General features: G+C 53.4%; 16 protein-coding genes. 14 read left to right on the top strand and 2 right to left on the bottom strand.

Going from position 1 to position 18742, the window contains the following annotated elements; all coding sequences use genetic code 11:
• Positions 1-57 precede the first annotated feature (57 nt).
• From THS27_RS12080 to THS27_RS12045, 8 genes are all read left to right on the top strand, one after another.
• Positions 58-1359 (top strand): Xaa-Pro peptidase family protein, encoded by a 1302-nt coding sequence (locus THS27_RS12080; protein ID WP_085591169.1) that lies wholly within the window; start codon positions 58-60, stop codon positions 1357-1359.
• 76 nt (positions 1360-1435) lie between these two features.
• Positions 1436-2422: a thiamine pyrophosphate-dependent dehydrogenase E1 component subunit alpha gene (locus THS27_RS12075; RefSeq protein ID WP_085591167.1), complete on the top strand. Its 987-nt coding sequence runs from the start codon at positions 1436-1438 to the stop codon at positions 2420-2422.
• Positions 2423-2432: 10 nt separating this feature from the next.
• Entirely contained in the window at positions 2433-3428 is a 996-nt protein-coding gene (locus tag THS27_RS12070) for an alpha-ketoacid dehydrogenase subunit beta (protein WP_085591166.1), read from the top strand.
• Positions 3418-4473: a biotin/lipoyl-containing protein gene (locus THS27_RS12065; protein WP_085591164.1), complete on the top strand. Its 1056-nt coding sequence runs from the start codon at positions 3418-3420 to the stop codon at positions 4471-4473. Before THS27_RS12070 ends, THS27_RS12065 begins: the two co-directional genes overlap by 11 nt.
• Positions 4474-4492: 19 nt before the next feature.
• On the top strand, positions 4493-5923 hold the full coding sequence (locus THS27_RS12060) for an NAD-dependent succinate-semialdehyde dehydrogenase (RefSeq protein ID WP_085591162.1): 1431 nt from the start codon (positions 4493-4495) through the stop codon (positions 5921-5923).
• A 14-nt stretch (positions 5924-5937) separates the two neighbouring features.
• Positions 5938-6837 (top strand): 2-oxo acid dehydrogenase subunit E2, encoded by a 900-nt coding sequence (locus THS27_RS12055; RefSeq protein WP_085591160.1) that lies wholly within the window; start codon positions 5938-5940, stop codon positions 6835-6837.
• A 15-nt stretch (positions 6838-6852) separates the two neighbouring features.
• On the top strand, positions 6853-8253 hold the full coding sequence (lpdA, locus tag THS27_RS12050) for a dihydrolipoyl dehydrogenase (RefSeq protein ID WP_085591158.1): 1401 nt from the start codon (positions 6853-6855) through the stop codon (positions 8251-8253).
• A gap of 2 nt (positions 8254-8255) precedes the next feature.
• Positions 8256-9032 carry an SDR family oxidoreductase gene (locus THS27_RS12045; protein WP_085591156.1) on the top strand — a complete coding sequence of 259 codons (777 nt, stop codon included), beginning with the start codon at positions 8256-8258 and terminating at the stop codon, positions 9030-9032.
• A 136-nt stretch (positions 9033-9168) separates the two neighbouring features.
• Here THS27_RS12045 and rhaI read toward each other — a convergent pair whose 3' ends face one another.
• Together rhaI and THS27_RS12035 are read right to left on the bottom strand one after the other, a co-directional pair.
• Positions 9169-10464 carry an L-rhamnose catabolism isomerase gene (rhaI, locus tag THS27_RS12040; RefSeq protein ID WP_085591154.1) on the bottom strand — a complete coding sequence of 432 codons (1296 nt, stop codon included), beginning with the start codon at positions 10462-10464 and terminating at the stop codon, positions 9169-9171.
• Positions 10465-10515: 51 nt separating this feature from the next.
• Positions 10516-12618, bottom strand: coding sequence for a bifunctional rhamnulose-1-phosphate aldolase/short-chain dehydrogenase (locus THS27_RS12035; RefSeq protein WP_085591152.1), 2103 nt, complete (start codon positions 12616-12618; stop codon positions 10516-10518).
• 210 nt (positions 12619-12828) lie between these two features.
• On the opposite strand from THS27_RS12035, the gene THS27_RS12030 reads away from it, so the two are divergent.
• The 6 genes from THS27_RS12030 (at position 12829) to rhaM (ending at position 18739) form a co-directional block, all read left to right on the top strand.
• Complete coding sequence (locus THS27_RS12030) at positions 12829-13635, top strand: DeoR/GlpR family DNA-binding transcription regulator (RefSeq protein WP_085591150.1); 807 nt, start codon at positions 12829-12831, stop codon at positions 13633-13635.
• Between the two features lie 71 nt (positions 13636-13706).
• Positions 13707-14702, top strand: coding sequence for a rhamnose ABC transporter substrate-binding protein (gene rhaS, locus THS27_RS12025; protein WP_085591149.1), 996 nt, complete (start codon positions 13707-13709; stop codon positions 14700-14702).
• Between the two features lie 174 nt (positions 14703-14876).
• Positions 14877-16367 (top strand): sugar ABC transporter ATP-binding protein, encoded by a 1491-nt coding sequence (locus tag THS27_RS12020; RefSeq protein WP_085591147.1) that lies wholly within the window; start codon positions 14877-14879, stop codon positions 16365-16367.
• Entirely contained in the window at positions 16368-17363 is a 996-nt protein-coding gene (locus tag THS27_RS12015) for an ABC transporter permease (RefSeq protein ID WP_085591145.1), read from the top strand.
• The gene (locus THS27_RS12010; RefSeq protein ID WP_085591143.1) at positions 17360-18424 is read left to right on the top strand and encodes an ABC transporter permease; all 1065 of its coding nucleotides are present in this window, start codon (positions 17360-17362) and stop codon (positions 18422-18424) included. The genes THS27_RS12015 and THS27_RS12010 overlap by 4 nt, the downstream gene beginning before the upstream one ends.
• Entirely contained in the window at positions 18425-18739 is a 315-nt protein-coding gene (rhaM, locus tag THS27_RS12005; RefSeq protein ID WP_085591141.1) for an L-rhamnose mutarotase, read from the top strand. It abuts the gene before it with no gap.
• Positions 18740-18742: the final 3 nt, after the last annotated feature.

Below are 18742 nucleotides of genomic sequence, written 5' to 3'. Positions count from 1 at the left end.
TTTTGTGAACCAAACTGCCACGACGCCCGTTCCCCGGGCGGCGAACAGGAGACTATTATGAACACCTCAGCATTAAACCCGCGCATTTTGCAACCCGGCGACATTGATCCGAACTGGCGGTGGGATCGGCATATTCCGGCGATGGGGCACACCGCCGTTGATTTTGAACGCCGCGTTGACCACGACCGTTTGCGCCGCTACCGCCTGAGCCGCACCAAGGGCGCCTTGAAACAGTCGGGCTGCGGCGCACTTTTGACCTTTGATGTCAATAACATCCGTTACATTACCGGCACCAAAATCGGCGAATGGGAACGCGATAAAATGTGTCGGTTTGCCCTGTTGGCGGGCGATGAAGAACCCTATGTCTGGGATTTCGGCTCGGCTGCCGTGCATCACCGTGAATATTGTGACTGGCTGGACCCGGACCGCTGCCGGGCCGGTGTGGTTGGCATGCGCGGCACCATCCCGCCATCCTTCGGGCTGATGAAACGGTATGCCGAGGAAATATATGGCCTGCTGAAAAAGGCTGGCGTTGCCAATATGCCGGTTGGCGTCGATTACGCCGAAACAGCCATGTTTTTTGCCTTGCAGGAAGCGGGGCTCAAGGTTGTTGACGGCCAGCAGATCATGCTGAGCGCCCGTGAAATCAAGAATGTTGACGAAATCCAGCTTCTGAACCAGGCAGCAGCGATGGTGGATGGCGTTTACCATATGATCTGGGAAGAATTGAAACCCGGTGTGCGCGAAGCCGACATCGTCGCGATGTCAAACAAGATGCTTTACGAAATGGGGTCGGATGACGTTGAAGCGATCAATGCCATTTCGGGTGAACGTTGCAACCCGCACCCGCATAATTTCACCGACCGGCTGTTTCGCCCCGGCGATCAGGCTTTCTTTGATATTTTGCAAAGTTATCAGGGGTATCGCACCTGTTACTACCGCACCTTCAATATTGGCCGCTCAACGCCCTGTCAGGTCGATGCATATGTCAAATGTCGCGACTGGCTGGACCATGCCATTTCCCTGATCAAGCCCGGCGTTACCACCGATATAGTGGCCAGCGCCTTTCCCAAATGTGAGGAATTTGGCTTCCCCGACGAATTGTCGGCCTTTGGTTTGCAGTTCGGGCATGGCCTGGGACTTGCCCTGCATGAACGCCCGATCATTTCGCGCGCCGTTAGCCTGGATAACCCGATGGTGATCGAAACGGGAATGGTTTTCGCACTTGAGACCTATTGCCCGGCAACCGACGGATATTCAGCGGCACGTATCGAGGAAGAGGTCGTCGTAACCGACAAGGGTTGCGAAGTGATCAGCCTGTTCCCGGCAGAAGAACTGCCGATTGCCAACCGTTACTAAGGCCAGCTTAGCGGGGCATCGGCGCGTAATTTCGCCGATGCCCGTTATCTGCGACATCATCAGGGAGGTCACGGCCATGAGCCCGGCCAAAAAGAAAAATAGCGACGCCTATTTGCGAATGTATCGCCAGATGGCCCGCATTCGCGCCTTCGAGGACAATGCCAATCAGCTTTATCTGTCGGCAAAAATGCCGGGACTGACCCACATGTATTCGGGGCAGGAAGCCGTGGCCGTTGGCATTTGTGAAGCATTGCAAACCACTGATCATATTACATCCACCCATCGCGGGCACGGGCACTGTGTCGCAAAAGGTGCTGAATTTAAACCGATGTTCTGCGAATTGCTGGGCAAGGAAGAAGGATATTGCCGTGGCAAAGGTGGTTCGATGCATATTGCCGACCAGACAAACGGCAACCTTGGCGCCAACGCCATTGTTGGCGGCAGCGCCGGTATTGCCACGGGTGCCGCCCTGTCGGCACGACAACTGGGCACAGACGCCGTTACGGTGTGCTTTTTTGGCGATGGTGCATTGGGACAGGGCGTACTTTACGAAGTCATGAATATGGCGGCCCTTTGGAAACTGCCTATCATTTATGCCTGTGAAAACAATTTATACGGGGAATACACCAAGGTCGAGGAAATGGCTGCCGGGGCACTTTGCGCACGCGCGCAAGCCTTTGGCATCGATGCCTTTGAAGTCGACGGGCAGGACGTATTGGCCGTGAACAAGCTGACACAGGACCTGGTGGCGAAATGTCGCGCCGGACAGGGGCCGTTTTTTGTGCAGCTAAATACCTATCGGTATCACGGGCATCATGTGGGCGATATTAACCGTACCTATTACCGCAGCAAGGAAGAAGAAGCAGACTGGCGCGATAACCGTGATCCCATCACGAATTTTGGCGCGTGGCTCACGCAGGAAAAACTGGTCAGCCCCGACGAGCTTGACGCGATCCGTGATGAAATCGCCAAAGATGCCAAAGCCGCCGTCGATTATGCGCTGGCAGCACCCTATCCCGCAATATCCGAAGTGGACATGCATGTCTACGCCCACAGTGCGTGAGGAGGAACTGATGCGAAAAATTACACTATCGCAGGCAGTGAACGAAGCCATCGCCGAAGAAATGCGGCGCGATGAAACCGTTTTTCTGATGGGCGAGGACGTCGCCGAAGCCGGAACACCTTTCAAAGTATTATCCGGCCTTGTTGAGGAATTTGGTACAGGCCGCATCATTGATACGCCAATTTCAGAACCCGGGTTTGTCGGCATGGCCGTTGGGGCTGCCATGACAGGATCGCGCCCGATTGTTGATCTGATGTTTGGTGATTTTCTGTTCCTGGTGATGGACCAGTTATGTAATCAGGCTGCCAAAACCCATTACATGTCGGGGGGGAAACTGAATGTGCCGATGGTATTACGTACCAATCTGGGGGCAACACGCCGGTCAGCGGCACAGCATTCACAATCGCTTCATGCGCTGGTTGCCCATATTCCCGGTTTAAAAGTGGCGTTACCGTCATCGGCATATGAAGCCAAGGGCCTGATGAAAACGGCTATTCGTGACAATAACCCGGTCGTCATTTTTGAAGACAAACTGATGTACCAGGACAAAGCCGAAGTGCCGGAAGATGAATATCTGATTGAATTTGGCAAAGCGAACATCCTGCGCCAGGGCAGTGATGTGACCCTTGTCGCAACATCGTCAATGGTCCAGGTGGCCGTTAAGGCTGCTGAAATTCTGGCTGATGAGGGCATATCTGCCGAAGTGATTGATCCGCGCACCATTGTTCCCCTGGACGAAGAAACCATTCTGGCATCCGTTCGCAAGACCAGCCGCGCCATCGTGATTGATGAGGGACACCAAAGTTATGGTATCACCGCAGAGATTGCCAGTCGCATTGCCGAAAAGGCGTTTTATTACCTGGATGCGCCGGTGCTGCGTATGGGCGCAATGGATGTGCCCGTCCCGTTTTCACCTGCGCTGGAAGATCTGACCGTACCAACGGCTAAAGGGGTAGCAGACCGGGCGCGCGCCATTGTCAGAGGGGATAAGGCCAATGCCGCATGACATCATCATGCCCGCATTGGGTATGGCGCAAGATACCGGCCTGATTGTTGCGTGGCACAAAAAAACCGGTGATGCGGTTAAGGCGACCGACATCCTGATGGAAGTCGAAACAGACAAGGCAACGATGGAGGTCGAAGCCGGGCATGACGGCTTTGTCGCCGCCATCCATGCCAGCCAAGGAGATGACGTGCCGGTGGGAACCGTTATTGCCATCATCACCGAAACGAATGACGGGGTCCAAGCCACAACACCCGCCCCGGCCCCGACCGCGATACCAGAACTGAAAAAAGACGCCAGTGGGCGGTCATCCGCGGTTACGGGTCAAACCGACAATGAAGTGGAAAAGTCGGCAATGACAGCGACGCCAAACACTTCTTCACGCTCGCAACCAGCCTGTATGGACCAGCAGGAACAACCGGACCGTATTCTGGCATCGCCAAAGGCGAAACGTTTGGCCCGTGAACGCGGCATTGATCTGCGGTCCGCGATCAAACAAGGTTTAAAGCAACCTTTCCATGTTGCCGACCTTGACCGGATTTTACCGCAAGTCGCAGAATCGGTACATGCCCAACAGGTAACCATCGCGGCAGAGGTTCCCATTGGAGCATTTGACGAGTTTGTTGATTGGGCCTCGGGTGAAATCGAAAATTTTATCGCAACATCCCTTTGGTTGGCCTTTGCCGCCGGGAGCTTGCGCCAGGTACAGGGGCTGGGCCACACGGCACCTGTAACGATCGCCCAAAATGGCAATTGTTATGTCAATCCTGATCAAATGGCGCTATCGGCCATCCAGGCGGAAAACAATACGGCGACGCCCGATCTGACCTTGCAGAATTTGATGGGCACACGCCTGCGCGGCGTGCGCATCAGCAATGGCGCACCCCCGGACGAAAACGCCTGCTTGACAATCAGCAAGTCGCTAAACGGCAACGCCTTGCAGCTTAGTCTTGATTTTGACCCCTCGGTTTTTGCCCCCGAAACAGCCATTGACTTTCTTGATGAGCTGGCCGCACGGGCCGAAAATCCATTGCGGCACCTGTTGTGATCGCGAAAGGACCAAGACCATGAAATATACTGACCTTTACATCAACGGCCACTGGCAAGCCGGATCAAACGATGAGCGGTTTGACGTTATCAACCCGGCAGATGAAAGTGTTCTGGCCAGTGTGGCATCGGGAACTGTTGAAGATGCCATTGCCTGCATCGACGCCGCTGATGCGGCCTTTGCCGACTGGGCCGGACGCACACCGCGCGAACGCAGCGAAATTTTGCGTCGTGCGTTTGAATTGATGACAGCGCGCCGTGACGAATTTGCCCGATTGATTACAAAGGAAAATGGCAAGGCCCGCGCGGACGCCGTAGGCGAGGCCACTTATGCCGCCGAATTTTTCCGCTGGTTTGCAGAGGAAGCCGTTCGTGCCGATGGCATGATAACGCGTGCTCCATCATCGGGCGCGCGTATTTTGGTGCATCATAAACCGGCAGGCATCGCCGTTCTGGTAACACCGTGGAACTACCCGGCAGCAATGGGAACCCGCAAAATCGCGCCGGCCCTTGCCGCCGGGTGCCCGGTGATTGTCAAACCTGCATCGGAAACCCCGTTGACGATGCTGGCTTTGATGCCGCTTTTGGAAGAAGCCGGTGTTCCACCCGGCGTAGTCAATGTTTTGCCATCGCGGTCATCGGGCGCGGTTGTCGATGCGATGTTACATGATCGACGGGTACGGGTTGTATCCTTTACCGGCTCAACCGGTGTGGGGCGCAAGCTGTTACACAGTGCCGCCGATCAGGTCTTAAAACCAGCGATGGAGCTTGGCGGGAATGCGCCATTTATCGTGTTTGACGATGCCGATATCGACCTTGCCGTTGAAGGTGCGATGCTGGCAAAAATGCGCAATCTTGGCGAAGCCTGCACAGCGGCAAACCGCATTTACGTGCATGAAAAAATCGCCGGTATCTTTACCGAAAAATTCAGCTCCGCCATGAAACAGCTAAAAGTCGGTAACGGCCTGGATGACGGAATTGACGTTGGCCCGCTGGTTAATGCCGATACCCGCAACAAGGTTGTTAACCTGGTGAATGATGCCATCGCACGAGGGGCGAAACTGCACCTCGGCGGAAAAGTACCCAGTGGAAAAGGTTATTTTTACCCGCCAACCGTGCTGACTGACGTCTCTGATGATGCCCTGTGCCTGCACGATGAAATATTTGGCCCGGTTGCTGCCCTTCAAACATTTTCTGATGGTGACGACATTGTGGCGCGCGCCAATGACACCGAATACGGGCTGGTGGCCTATGTTTTTACGGAAAATATGAAACGCGGGCTTCAGGTTTGTGAAAAACTGGAATTTGGCATGGTCGGTTTAAACCGTGGCCTTGTTTCGGACCCGGCAGCCCCGTTTGGTGGTGTTAAACAGTCAGGTCTGGGCCGTGAGGGCGGGCATGAAGGCATGCTGGAATTCATGGAAACCCAGTATATTTCGGCAACCTGGTAAGCAAGGGATTTGTTATGACCTATCAGATTTCCAGTCCTGCGGTACGCCAGTTTGCCCGCGAAAACAATGTCGATATTGATCATCTTGCCCGCGAACTTGGGCGCAGCCAGTTAGTGCGCGCCGACATCGAAAATCACCTGATGCATGAAAGCGGTCCCCGGACAAACCCGCCCCCAAAAGCCAGCCGAACGGCATGGGACATTGATCACAGCATGTTTGGGCCGGTGCAAGGGAACGCAACATCGCGGTTTGCCCAGGTTACGGCAGAAAACCTTGGCGCGGCGCAAACCGTTATTCCGGCGGTCACCCACCATGACTGCGCCGATATCGGTGCGATCGAGAATTTCAGGAAATCGTTGCGGGGCGATGCGATAAAACGGGGTGTCAAACTGACGTCCCTTGCCTTTCATGTTGTCACCCTGGCCCGGTTATTAGCGGCGTTTCCACGGTTTAATGCGTCCCTGTCAACCGATGGTAAAACGCTGTGGTTCAAGAACTATGTCCATATCGGCATTGCCGTTGATACACCGTATGGCCTGATGGTGCCGGTTATTCGCGATGCCGACAAAAAGGGACTTTGGCATCTTGCCCGTGAAATTTCCGATCTGGCAACCCGTGCGCAGGCCCGCAAGATACGGCCCGACGAAATGGGTGGGGCATCGATTTCGATCAGCAACCTTGGTGGTATTGGCGGGCGTGCCTTTACACCAATGGTCAACCCGCCAGAAGTTGCCATTGTCGGACTGACACGGGCACGAATGGAACCCATCTGGAATGGCACGGAATTTATCCCGACAATGATGTGCCCGATCGACCTTAGCTATGATCACAGGGTTATAAATGGTGCTGATGCTGCCCGGTTTGTCACGCGTTACGCCGCCTTGCTGGCTGACCCACGCCGCCTGATTTTATAAAAGGGACGCGAAATAATGGCAAAAACACAACAGGCTGATTTCGTTGTTCTGGGGGCGGGCCCGGGCGGCTATGCCTGCGCATTTCGTGCGGCCGATTTGGGGCGCGACGTCTTGCTGATTGACCCGCGACCGCAATTGGGGGGCGTGTGCCTGAATGAAGGTTGTATCCCGTCAAAAGCATTATTGCATGTGGCACAAATCATTCGTGAAAGCAGAGCGATGGCAGATTGGGGCGTTGCGTTTACACCGCCCCGGCTGGACCTTGCAAAGTTGCGGGACCGAAAAGACAGTGTGGTCAGGCAGTTGACCGGGGGCCTTGGCCAGCTTGCCCGCAAACGCCACGTAAAAACAGTACAAGGCACCGCACAGTTTACCGGCCCCAATCAGGTGCGTGTGACCAGTAGAGACGGCGACAGGGAAATCGACATTCATTTCAAGGATGCCGTGATCGCCGTCGGGTCCCGCCCGGTAAAATTACCCGGTTGGCCCGAGGACAACCGTATCATGGATTCAACCAAAGCACTGGCATTACCCACCATTCCGAACCGATTGGCGATTGTCGGTGGCGGGATCATCGGTCTGGAAATGGCGACGGTATATTCGGCACTGGGCAGTGATGTCACCATCATTGAACTGGGAGAACAGATTATTCCCGGGGCTGACCGGGATGCTGTCAGGATATTGCATAAAGCCTTGCAAGAGCACGGATGCACCGTCCAAACCACTACCCGTGTTTGCGAGGTTAATGTCGAAAAATCACATATTTCGCTGGTTTGTACCGGCGGGTTTGACGGCACGATAACAGCCGATGCCGTTATTCAGGCCGTTGGCCGGATTGCCAATGGCGACAAAATTGCATGCGAAGCGGTCGGGATTAGGGTTAGTGACCGGGGTGAAATTGATGTTGATGCACAGTGTCGCACGGGACAGGCTGGTATTTATGCCATTGGCGATGTCACCGGCGCACCGATGCTGGCACATCGTGCAACGCATCAGGGCAAGGTTGCTGCGGAAACCGCCTGCCAACACGCGGCAGCGATGGCGGAAAATCTGGTCCCTTCTGTGGTCTATACCGACCCGGAACTTGCATGGGTCGGTATAGGCCAGCAACAGGCAAAAGATCAGGATATTGCGCATAAAACAACGAGTTTTCCGTGGGCAGCAAGTGGACGCAATCTGGCATCTAACGGCAATGATGGCCTCACAAAACTGGTTTATTGTCCGCAAACCAACCGGGTTCTTGGGGCCTGTATTGTGGGCGCCAATGCGGGCGAGCTAATCGGAGAACTGGTTCTGGCGATTGAAATGGGGGCGACACTCGAGGATATCGCATTGACCATTCATGCCCACCCGACCCTGTCTGAAACCATTGCCTTTGCCGCCGAGCGCGCCCTTGGCACCCTGACGGACCTTTGAAAATGAGCAAAACGGAAATGGTATCGTTTGATTTATCGGGCAAAACAGCACTGGTGACAGGGTGTAATCGCGGTATCGGCGCGGCGATTGCCGTGGGGCTGGCACATGCCGGTGCCGACATTATTGGTGTTTCAAGCAATCTGGAACCTGACGGAGGAAAAACAGGCGATCTGGTCCGTCAGGCCGGGCGCAAATTTGATGCTTACCAGTGCGATCTTGGTGTGCGAAAATCGATCCATGCCTTTGTTAAAACCGTTGCCGAAACAAAGCGACCCGTTGATATTCTGGTTAATAATGCAGGCATCATCCGACGAAACCCGGCAATAGCGCATTCCGATCAGGACTGGGATGACGTTATGGCGGTTAACCTTGATGCACCCTTTATCCTGAGCCGTGATTTTGGCCGGGAAATGGTCCGGCGCGGCGCGGGCAAGATTATATTTGTTGCCTCGGTATTGTCCTTTCAGGGGGGAATCAATGTGCCAGGCTATGCTGCCAGCAAAGGGGCAATTACCCAGATGGTGCGGTCGCTGGCCAATGAATGGGCGGCATACGGGGTCAATGTTAACGCAATTGCGCCGGGATATATTGAAACCGACAATACCCGCGCCCTGCGTGAAGACGAACAACGCACCCGCGAGCTTATGGCCCGTGTCCCCGCACAGCGATGGGGGGCTGCCGATGACCTGGCCGGTCCCGTCGTGTTTCTGGCCAGCGATGCGGCCCGATTTGTACACGGGGCAATTTTACCCGTCGATGGAGGATGGCTCGCGCGTTGAGAACCAACAACCTTCATGAACGGCCCCAAATGCCAGTGATGAGCCATGCAGTACCAGCCGCGACAAGGCATTCCCCGACCCGCAAAAGGTCGGGGCTTTATGCGCGTGATTATTCAAAATTCCCGCGCAAGCAGAACTAGACGATTCCGCCACCACTGCCTTTTACCGCCGGGCGTTGTTTCCCAACCTGTTCGCGGTAGCCTATCGCGCGGTACGTGGCAACGGGGTCAATCGGGCCGCCTGCACGATGCCGCGCCATTGCCAGAATGGGCGATACATCGGTGATATAGGCGGATTTCAGGGTGCGGTTTGCCATCATTACATCGTTAGCGTCCTGATAGTCGGCCAGTTTGGCGCGGTCCACCAGCAATGCCTGAATATAGGCACGTTGGACTTCAACCGCACTGGAGATAAGGCTTTCGATCGGGTCGGTGACGTTGTGGGATTGGTCGAGCATATAGGCGGGGTTAAAGCCGGACGGATTTGAAAGTTCGGCGTCGACCAGTTCGTTAAACACCAAGAACAGCTGATACGGGTTGATAGAGCCTGGATCAAGGTCGTCATCGCCATATTTACTGTCGTTAAAATGAAAACCACCCAGTTTGCCAAACTGAAACAGGCGCGCGACGATCATTTCAATATTTACGCCGGGCGCATGATGGCCCAGATCCACCAGGCATTGGGCCTTGTCGCCCAGTTCCTTTGCCGCCAGGTAATTGCTGCCCCAATCCTGAATAACGGTGGAATAAAAGGCCGGTTCGTAAATTTTATATTCAATGAAAACCCGCCAGTCATCAGGCAAGGCCGCGTAGACCTTTTTCATCGCATCAAGGTAACGTTCAAAACTGCGGGTGAAACTTTGCTGCCCGGGGAAATTGGTGCCATCCCCGATCCAGACCGTCAGCGCCTTTGATCCCAGCTTTTGGCCGATTTCAATGCAGTCGATATTATGGGCAATCGCCTGTTCACGCACCGCTTCATCGGCGTGCGAGAGACTGCCATATTTGAACGATAACGGCATATCGTCGTGGTCCTGAAAGGTATTGGAGTTCATGGCGTCAATACCAAGGCCCCACGATGCCGCCGTTTCGCGAAGCTCCGCCGGGTCATCGGGCTTATCCCACGGGATATGTAACGATACGGTTGGGGTTGCCTGAGACAATTGGGCAATGACCGCGCAGTCGGCGAGTTTTTCGTAAATATTGCGGGGTTCGCCAAGGCCGGGAAAACGGGCAAAGCGCGTGCCGCCGGTGCCCACACCCCATGACGGGATAGCAACGCCGAAATCAACCGCCTTTTGGGTAAGCTGTTCAATATCAACATTCTGGCGGGCGAGTTTTGCCCCCAATGCATCGTAATCCGCCTGCATATCGGCAAGGGCGTTTTGATTATGATCGGCGATTAATGCCGGATCGATCTGTTTGTCGGCCATTTCTGGTTTCCTCCCCGGCCCGTTATTATCTTTTTTGGGCCATTATATGGGTTAGCGCGCAAAGGACGGGGCGTGCCCGGCATCGACATTGAGGATATTACCGGTTGATTTTGCCGCCATGTCAGATGCCAGAAAATAGATAGCTTCGGCAATATCTTCGGGCAGAACGTTAAGCTTTAACATGCTGCGCTTGCGATAATGTTCTTCAAGTTGATCGGGTTCCATATCATAGGCTTTGGCACGCTGTTCGCGCCATTCGCCCGTCCAGATTTTGGACCCGCGCAAAACGGCATCAGGGTTAACAACGTTAACACGAATACCATAAGGCGCACCTTCCAGCGCCAAACAGCGGGCCAGATGAATTTCCGATGCCTTTGCCGTACAATAGGCCGATGCACCGGGCGACGCCACCAAACCGTTTTTGCTGGCAACAAACACCATGCTGGCAGCGCGGTCCTGTAATTTCATGATTTTGAAGGCTTCGCGCGATACCAGAAAATACCCGGTCGACAGAATATCCATATTGCGCTGCCACACCGCGAGCGATGTTTCATCAATCGGGGCGGCCGATGAAATACCGGCATTGGAAACCAGTATATCAATACCGCCAAATTCCGCGCAGCTATCGTGCATCAGCTTAATCACCGATTGTTCGTCGGTTACATTTACCGGAAGGCCACGCACCACATCTTTGCCAAAGGCCGCTTGCAGGTCGGAAACCGCCGTTTCAAGGCCTTCGGCATCAATATCGCAGGCCACAACACAGGCCCCTTCGCGTAATAACCGTGCACAGGTGGCCCGGCCAATACCGCCTGCCCCGCCAGTAACCACGGCAACCTGCCCGGCCAGGCTTTTGGGTTTGGGCATGCGTTGCAATTTGGCTTCTTCTAACAACCAGTATTCAATGTCGAAGGCTTCCTGTTCGTCCAGCCCCATATAGGTGCTGACGGTATCGGCACCGCGCATGACATTAATGGCGTTGATATAAAATTCACCGGCAATGCGCGCCGTTGCCTTATCCCTGGCAAAGGACAGCATACCCACACCGGGGATCAGATAAATAACCGGGTTGGGGTCGCGCATCGCCGGGCTGTTGGGGCGTTTGCAGCGGTCATAATAGCCTTTGTAATCTTCGCGATAGGCAGCAAAGGCATCGGACAGACCGGCGATAATGCCGTCCACATCGGGCTGGGCCGGGTCCAGATCAATGATGATCGGACGAATTTTGGTGCGCAGGAAGTGGTCCGGGCAGGATGTGCCAAGGGCGGCCAGGTCTTTGAGTTTTTGCGAATTAACGAATTCCAGCACCGCCGGATCATCATTGAAATGGCCGATTTTACGTTCATCACGATCAATGAAGCTGCGAATACGAGGCATCAAGGTTGAGGCAATGGCGCGGCGCTGTGAGGCGTCCAGACTTTGATGTTTTGCCCCGCCAAACACCGTTACCCCGTCAGTTTTGGTCGCAAACCAGGCAATGGCCTTGTTAATGATGTTGATGGTGGTGGTATAGCATTCCTCCGCACTGTCACCCCAGGTAAACAGGCCGTGCGATTCAAGAACAACACCCTTGGTATCGGGGTTATCGGTAAAGAATTTTTCCAGCATCAGGCCCAGTTCATAACCGGGGCGCTTCCACGGTAACCAGCCAATATCGCTGCCAAAAACTTCTTGCGTTATGGCCTTGCTGTCCTTGGATGCGGCTATGGCAATAACCGCATCGGGGTGCATATGGTCCACATGGGGTTTATTGATATAGGCATGAAGCGGGGTATCAATGCTTGCAGCACGGGGGTTCAGGTTAAACATGCAATAAGGCAGATAGCCGACCATTTCGTCTTCATAGTCCGGTCCGCGATAAATACCCTTTAACGCACGCAGTTTTTCCATATACAGGGTCGAAAAACCGTCCAGTTTCATGCTGCCAACATCGCCGCCTGAACCTTTGACCCATAATACTTCGACCTCGGCCCCGGTAAGCGGGTCTTTTTGAAAGACCTTTGCCGATGTATTTCCGCCGCCAAAGTTGGTAATTCTCAAATCAGAACCCAATAGATTGGAACGGTATAAAAGCCGTTCGGGTTCGCTTAGTTTCGCCGCGTGGGCGGCATCCCATTTATTCGGAAGAAGCACATCAGACGAAACAGAAGCCATGACCTGATAACCTGTTGTTTGGACGTTACACCATGAGGGCCAACGTTAAATGCCAGCCGATTTTTTAAAATGCCTAACGCCGTTTCCGATCACAGTCAATCAATAACAATCATAAACTTTCAATATTGCACCGCAATATGACGGATTGTGACAATTTTACGATTGACAATGACAGATTTTGCACGGATATCTGGCAAATGGAGAGACAGAATGCACGAACGTGAACGACACAGATTGATTTTGCGCGCAGTTGGCGAGCGCCCGGTAGTTACCGTGACGCAGCTTGTCGATATGCTTGATGTGTCCGAGGCAACCATCCGCCGGGATATCAATGCGCTTGATCAGGATGGCAAGCTGCGCCGTATTCGCGGGGGGGCGGAAGCCTTGCATCCGGTATCGAACCAGTCGCTTCTGGGACGTCCGTTTTTTGTCAGCAAAACCATGAAGGTGATGCAAAAATCGGCCATTGCCGCCAAAGCGGTTGAGATGTGCAGTGCTGGTGATTCCATTGTGATCCACGGTGGATCAACGACCTATCAAATGGCGCCTTTGTTAAAATCGCGCAAAATGCAGATTTTGACCAATTCGTTTTTGCTGGCCGAATTTTTGATCAAGCATAGCGAAAACAATGTTGTGCTGCCCGGCGGCACCATTTACCGCGAGCAGAATATTATTTTAAGCCCGTTTGAAAGCGATGTGATCCACAATTTTTATGCGTCCAAGGCCTTTGTCGGCGCACAGGGGATCAACGCGATGGGGCTTATGGAAAGTGACCCGTTAATCATTCAGTCCGAGCAACGCCTGATCGAGCAGGCCGAAAAGCTGGTGGTGATGATTGACAGTTCGAAATTCAGCCAGCGCAGCAACATGTTTTTGTGCCGGCTGGACCGCATTGACACCCTGATTACCGATGATGGCATTCGCGACGAAGATCGCACAATGCTGGATAAGGCGGGTGTGAATGTTGTGATTGCGGAGTGTGAAGAAGACGCCACGGAAGAAACGGCAAGCGCATAACATAAGGGCCGCCAGAGCCTGTGCGTGACGCCGGATAATGAAAACAAACATCATATCATGGAGGAAACGCTATGAAATTCAGGAAGTCCCTTTTGGCGGCTGCTGCCCTTGTTTTTGGCCTGGCAACCGTATCGGCCCAGGCGGCAGATAACATTCGTGTTGGCCTGGTGGTGAAATCGCTGGGAAACGGTTTTTTTGAAGCCGCGCGCGATGGCGCAATGGAAGCCGCCAAGGAAGTTGGCAATGCCGAGGTTATTTATACCGGCCCGACATCGACCACGGCAGAAGGCCAGATTGAAAGCATCAATGCCCTGATGGCCCAGCATGTGGATGCCATTGCCGTATCAGCCAATGACCCCAACGCACTGGCCCCGATTTTGAAGCGCGCCATGCAACGTGGCATCAAGGTTATTTCGTGGGATAGTGGCGTGGCCCAGGATGCCCGCATTGTGCATCTTAACCCGTCCAATAATGAACTTATCGGTAAAACCTGCGTTAAACTGGCCGCCGATGTTGTAGGTGATGGCGGCGGTGACATCGCCATTCTGAGCGCAACACCAACATCAACCAACCAGAATATCTGGATTGGCGAGATGAAAAAGGCCCTGCCCGATTATAGCGGTTTAAAGCTGGTTGATACCGTTTACGGCGATGATTTGGCCGATAAAAGCTATCGCGAAACCGTCGCCCTTTTGAAAAAATACCCGGACCTTAAAGCAATTGTTGCCCCGACATCGGTGGGTATTGTCGCCGCCGCGCAAGCGGTTGAAGACCAGAACATGGTGGGCAAAGTATTTGTCACCGGCCTTGGGTTGCCATCTGAACTGGCGGGTCATGTTGAAAAAGGATCGGTGAAAAGTTTTGCCATCTGGAACCCGATTGATTTGGGTTACAGCGCCATGATGATTTCCTACAAACTGGCAACCGGTGCCCAAGGTGGCCCGAATTCGAAGATTGAAGCGGGTCGTATGGGGACTATTTCGTTTGACGAAAATGGTGATGGCGCCATGTCGGAACCGTTTGTTTACGACGCCAGCAATGTTGAAAAATTCGCCAAAATTTTCTGATCCCGCAAGGGTTGATGGAAACCGGTTTTTGCCTCCCTGTGCCGGTTTCCATTTTTTCCTGCAACGGTTTTTGGTGGCGTAAACATATATCGCGCAGACACAGCCAACGGCACAACTGCGCCACACGCACCATTTCCACATTTTTCGATAGTGACAGCGACAAGGGTCCGTTTCATGGACACGCCTGTTTTAGAACTTAAAAACGTTTCCAAGACCTTTCCCGGGGTTAAGGCACTGGACGGTGTTGGCCTGCAACTGTTTCCCGGCCAGGTCACAGCGCTGATTGGGGAAAACGGTGCTGGAAAATCCACGCTGGTTAAGGTTTTAACCGGTATTTACACCCCGGACGGCGGCGAAATACGGGTGGGTGACACTGTGGTTGAATTTCATGCCGCCACCGATGCCGTAAAATCGGGCATTTCCGCCATTCATCAGGAAGCGGTGATGTTCGATGAGCTTAGCGTCACTGAAAACATTTTTATCAACAATCAGGACCGCAACTGGCTGGGGATGCTGGATTGGCCCTTGATGCGCAAACGCGCCCGGCAATTGCTGGAATATCTTGATGTGCCGGTTGACCCGCAAACACCCCTTAAAAACCTGAGTGTTGCACACAAGCATATGGTGTCGTTTGCATCGGCCCTTTCGCACAATTCCAATATCGTGATCATGGATGAACCAACAGCATCGCTGTCGCATCAGGAAATCAACGATCTATACAAACTGGTGCGCCGCCTGAAAGAAGAAGGCAAGGCGATCCTGTTTATCAGCCATAAGTTTGATGAAATTTTTGAAATTTGCGACCGCTATACCGTGTTTCGCGACGGGCAACTTGTGGGATCGGGCATGATCAGCGACGTAACCCAGAATGACCTGGTTGCCATGATGGTTGGCCGCACAGTTGAGCAGGTTTACCCCAAAACCGACGCCGAGATTGGCCCGGTTGTAATGACAGTGCAGGGCCTGTCACACCCGACCGAATTTAACGATATTTCGTTTGATTTGCGCAAAGGCGAAATTTTGGGCTTTTACGGACTGGTGGGGGCCGGGCGCAGCGAAGTGATGCAGGCCCTGTTTGGGCTGACAAAAACCAATGCCGGTAGCATGACACTGCAGAACAAACCCTATACCCCGGCCAATACGAGCCAGGCCATTTCAAGCGGGCTGGTATATGTGCCCGAAGATCGCCAGCATCAAGGCGCGATCCTGAGCCTGCCCATTTTTCAAAACATTACCCTGCCCCGGTTAGGCGGGCTGTCGTGCCACGGGTTTATTGACATGGCACGCGAATATGACGTTGCCCGCCATTATGCACAAAGCCTGAATCTAAAGGCCGCCAGCCTAAGCGAGAATGTTGAAAACCTGTCGGGCGGGAACCAGCAAAAGGTGGTGATTGGCAAATGGCTGGCGACCAACCCCAATGTCATTGTCGTTGATGAACCGACCAAGGGTATTGATATCGGGTCGAAGTCCGCCGTTCACCAGTTTATGGGTGATCTGGTGGCACAGGGATTGTCGGTGATTATGGTGTCATCTGAATTGCCCGAAATTATGGGCATGTCCGACCGGATTATAGTGATGCATGAAGGCCGCATTGCTGCCCGATTTGACCGCGACACGGCCAGCGCCGAAGCAATAGTAACCGCTGCAACGGGGGCTGCATAAATGACAAACACCCCAACACCCCTTGCCAGAATTCTGGCCCATCGCGAATGGATCCTCGCGGCGATTATTGTCTTAATGACCGTCGGAATTGGCACACAGGAAGCATTTTTTATAAGCCCCGATAACCTGTCTGAACTGTTAGATGACACGGCCATTCTGATCATGCTGGCAATGGTCCAGATGCTGGTGATTGTAACGCGTTGCATTGATTTATCGGTTGCGTCCAATCTGGCATTAACCGGGATGATTGTTGCGCTGATCAATGTGGCGCACCCCGAAACCCCTGCCCTTGTCACCCTTGTGATGTCAGTTGGTATTGGTGCGGTTTTGGGCGCCTTCAATGGCATATTGGTATGGCTGGTCGGCATTCCATCCATCGTTGTAACCCTTGGCACCATGAGCATTTATCGCGGCATGGTCTTTTTGCTAAGCGGTGGTGAATGGGTGAATGCCCATGAAATGACACCGCAATTTTTGGCGTTTCCCCGTGAAGTGACATTGGGCCTGACAACACTGTCGTGGTTGGCAATCATCATGATTGTGCTGGTTGCGCTGTTTTGCCGCTATAGCGCCACTGGCCGCGCCATTTTTGCCATTGGCGGCAACCCCAAGGCCGCCGTGTATGCCGGACTGAATGTGGGTAAATACCAGTTCATTACATTTTGCATTTCTGGCGCGATGGCGGGTTTGTGCGGGTATTTGTGGGTATCACGGTTTGCAGTTGCCTATACCGAGGTGGCCCTGGCGTTTGAATTGCAGGTGGTCGCCGCCTGTGTAATTGGCGGTATTTCCATTGCCGGGGGTATTGGTTCTGTGTGGGGGGCAGCATTGGGCGCGATTTTTTTGGGCCTGATCAAAAACGCCCTGCCGGTTTTAGGTATTTCACCGTTCTGGCAAATGGCAATTTCCGGTGGCGTGATTGTGCTGGCCGTTATTATTAATTCGCGCAGTGAAAAACAGGTAGGACGCCGCATTTTGCGAGAGGTGCATCAATGAACCGTCAAACCCTGCAACAAACCGCACCGCACACGACACAACACCAAACCGGAAACCAGCGATTTTTACCCGACAATCTGAACGGGGCCTGGCGCAACCGTTTGCTGCGCTGGGAAACATTATTGCTGGTATTTGTGGCGCTGGCATTTTTCGCCAACACGCAATTATCACCCTATTTCCTTGACCCGTGGAGCCTGTCGGATGCGACATTTAACTTCACGGAAAAAGCAATCATCGCCTTGCCAATGGCATTGCTGATTATTGCCCGTGACATTGATTTATCGGTGGCATCGACCATTGCCTTGTCATCCGTTGCAATGGGGGCGGCCAACAGCGCCGGTATCGACCCTGCGGGAATGGTAGCAATTGGCGCAGGCGTGGGATTACTCGCCGGGCTTTTTAATGGCTATATCATCACCCGCTTTGACATTCCTGCCATTGTTGTGACCATCGGCACCATGAGCCTGTATCGCGGCATCGCCTATATCGTGCTGGGCGACGGGGTGTATCGCGATTATCCGCAAGGTTTTGCCTTTTTCGGCCAGGGTTATGTTTACGGGGTGATTTCGTTTGAATTTACCCTGTTTCTGTTGCTCGCGGTGATTTTCGCCGTGATTCTGCATAAGACAATCTTTGGGCGCCGCGTTTTTGCCATTGGCAACAACCCGACAGCGGCGTTGTTTTCGGGCATCAATGTAAAACGGCATCGCATGGTACTGTTTACACTGGTAGGGCTTTTGTCCGGGATTGCCGCCATCTTGCTAACATCACGCATTGGTTCCACCCGGCCGTCCATCGCCATGGGCTGGGAACTGGAAGTAATCACGATGGTGGTTTTGGGCGGTGTCAGCATCATGGGCGGGGCGGGCAGCATTGCCGGCGTATTTATTGCTGTATTTTTGATGGGACTGGTGACATTTGGCATGGGACTTTTGAATGTGCCAGGTATCGTTATGTCCATTTTTACCGGCATTTTGCTGATCGCAGTCATTGGCACACCCATTATATGGCGACGGGTTGTGCAAGCTCAAAAAATGCGTTCAAAAATGCGAGGCGGATAAATGGAACAGATTGCCTTTAAGATGCAGTTGAACCCCGGCCAGGCAACCGAATATAAACGCCGCCACGACGATATCTGGCCCGAACTTGTTACGGTTTTAAAAGACGCCGGAATTTGCGATTACAGCATTTTCATTGACGAAGAAACATATGTTCTGTTTGCTGTTTTAAGGCGCAAGGCGGATCATGGCATGGATACCCTGCCCGATACTGCCATCATGCAAAAATGGTGGGCCTATATGGGGGACATTATGGCAACTAATGCCGATGACAGCCCTGTCAGCCGCTCGCTTTTACCCGTATTTCATATGCCGTAATCG

It is taken from the genome of Thalassospira sp. MCCC 1A01428, from assembly GCF_002115825.1.
In the GTDB taxonomy this organism is placed as follows: Bacteria; Pseudomonadota; Alphaproteobacteria; order Rhodospirillales; family Thalassospiraceae; genus Thalassospira.
This window is presented reverse-complemented; position numbering and strand designations above follow the sequence as displayed.

Coding starts and splice junctions, on each gene's coding strand:
- THS27_RS12035 (WP_085591152.1), bottom strand. CDS start 12,618: ATGGCTTCTGTTTCGTCTGATGTGCTTCTTCCGAATAAATGGGATGCC.
- lpdA (WP_085591158.1), top strand. CDS start 6,853: ATGGCAAAAACACAACAGGCTGATTTCGTTGTTCTGGGGGCGGGCCCG.
- THS27_RS12080 (WP_085591169.1), top strand. CDS start 58: ATGAACACCTCAGCATTAAACCCGCGCATTTTGCAACCCGGCGACATT.
- THS27_RS12045 (WP_085591156.1), top strand. CDS start 8,256: ATGAGCAAAACGGAAATGGTATCGTTTGATTTATCGGGCAAAACAGCA.
- THS27_RS12065 (WP_085591164.1), top strand. CDS start 3,418: ATGCCGCATGACATCATCATGCCCGCATTGGGTATGGCGCAAGATACC.
- THS27_RS12020 (WP_085591147.1), top strand. CDS start 14,877: ATGGACACGCCTGTTTTAGAACTTAAAAACGTTTCCAAGACCTTTCCC.
- rhaS (WP_085591149.1), top strand. CDS start 13,707: ATGAAATTCAGGAAGTCCCTTTTGGCGGCTGCTGCCCTTGTTTTTGGC.
- THS27_RS12070 (WP_085591166.1), top strand. CDS start 2,433: ATGCGAAAAATTACACTATCGCAGGCAGTGAACGAAGCCATCGCCGAA.
- THS27_RS12030 (WP_085591150.1), top strand. CDS start 12,829: ATGCACGAACGTGAACGACACAGATTGATTTTGCGCGCAGTTGGCGAG.
- THS27_RS12010 (WP_085591143.1), top strand. CDS start 17,360: ATGAACCGTCAAACCCTGCAACAAACCGCACCGCACACGACACAACAC.
- rhaI (WP_085591154.1), bottom strand. CDS start 10,464: ATGGCCGACAAACAGATCGATCCGGCATTAATCGCCGATCATAATCAA.
- THS27_RS12060 (WP_085591162.1), top strand. CDS start 4,493: ATGAAATATACTGACCTTTACATCAACGGCCACTGGCAAGCCGGATCA.
- THS27_RS12015 (WP_085591145.1), top strand. CDS start 16,368: ATGACAAACACCCCAACACCCCTTGCCAGAATTCTGGCCCATCGCGAA.
- THS27_RS12055 (WP_085591160.1), top strand. CDS start 5,938: ATGACCTATCAGATTTCCAGTCCTGCGGTACGCCAGTTTGCCCGCGAA.
- THS27_RS12075 (WP_085591167.1), top strand. CDS start 1,436: ATGAGCCCGGCCAAAAAGAAAAATAGCGACGCCTATTTGCGAATGTAT.
- rhaM (WP_085591141.1), top strand. CDS start 18,425: ATGGAACAGATTGCCTTTAAGATGCAGTTGAACCCCGGCCAGGCAACC.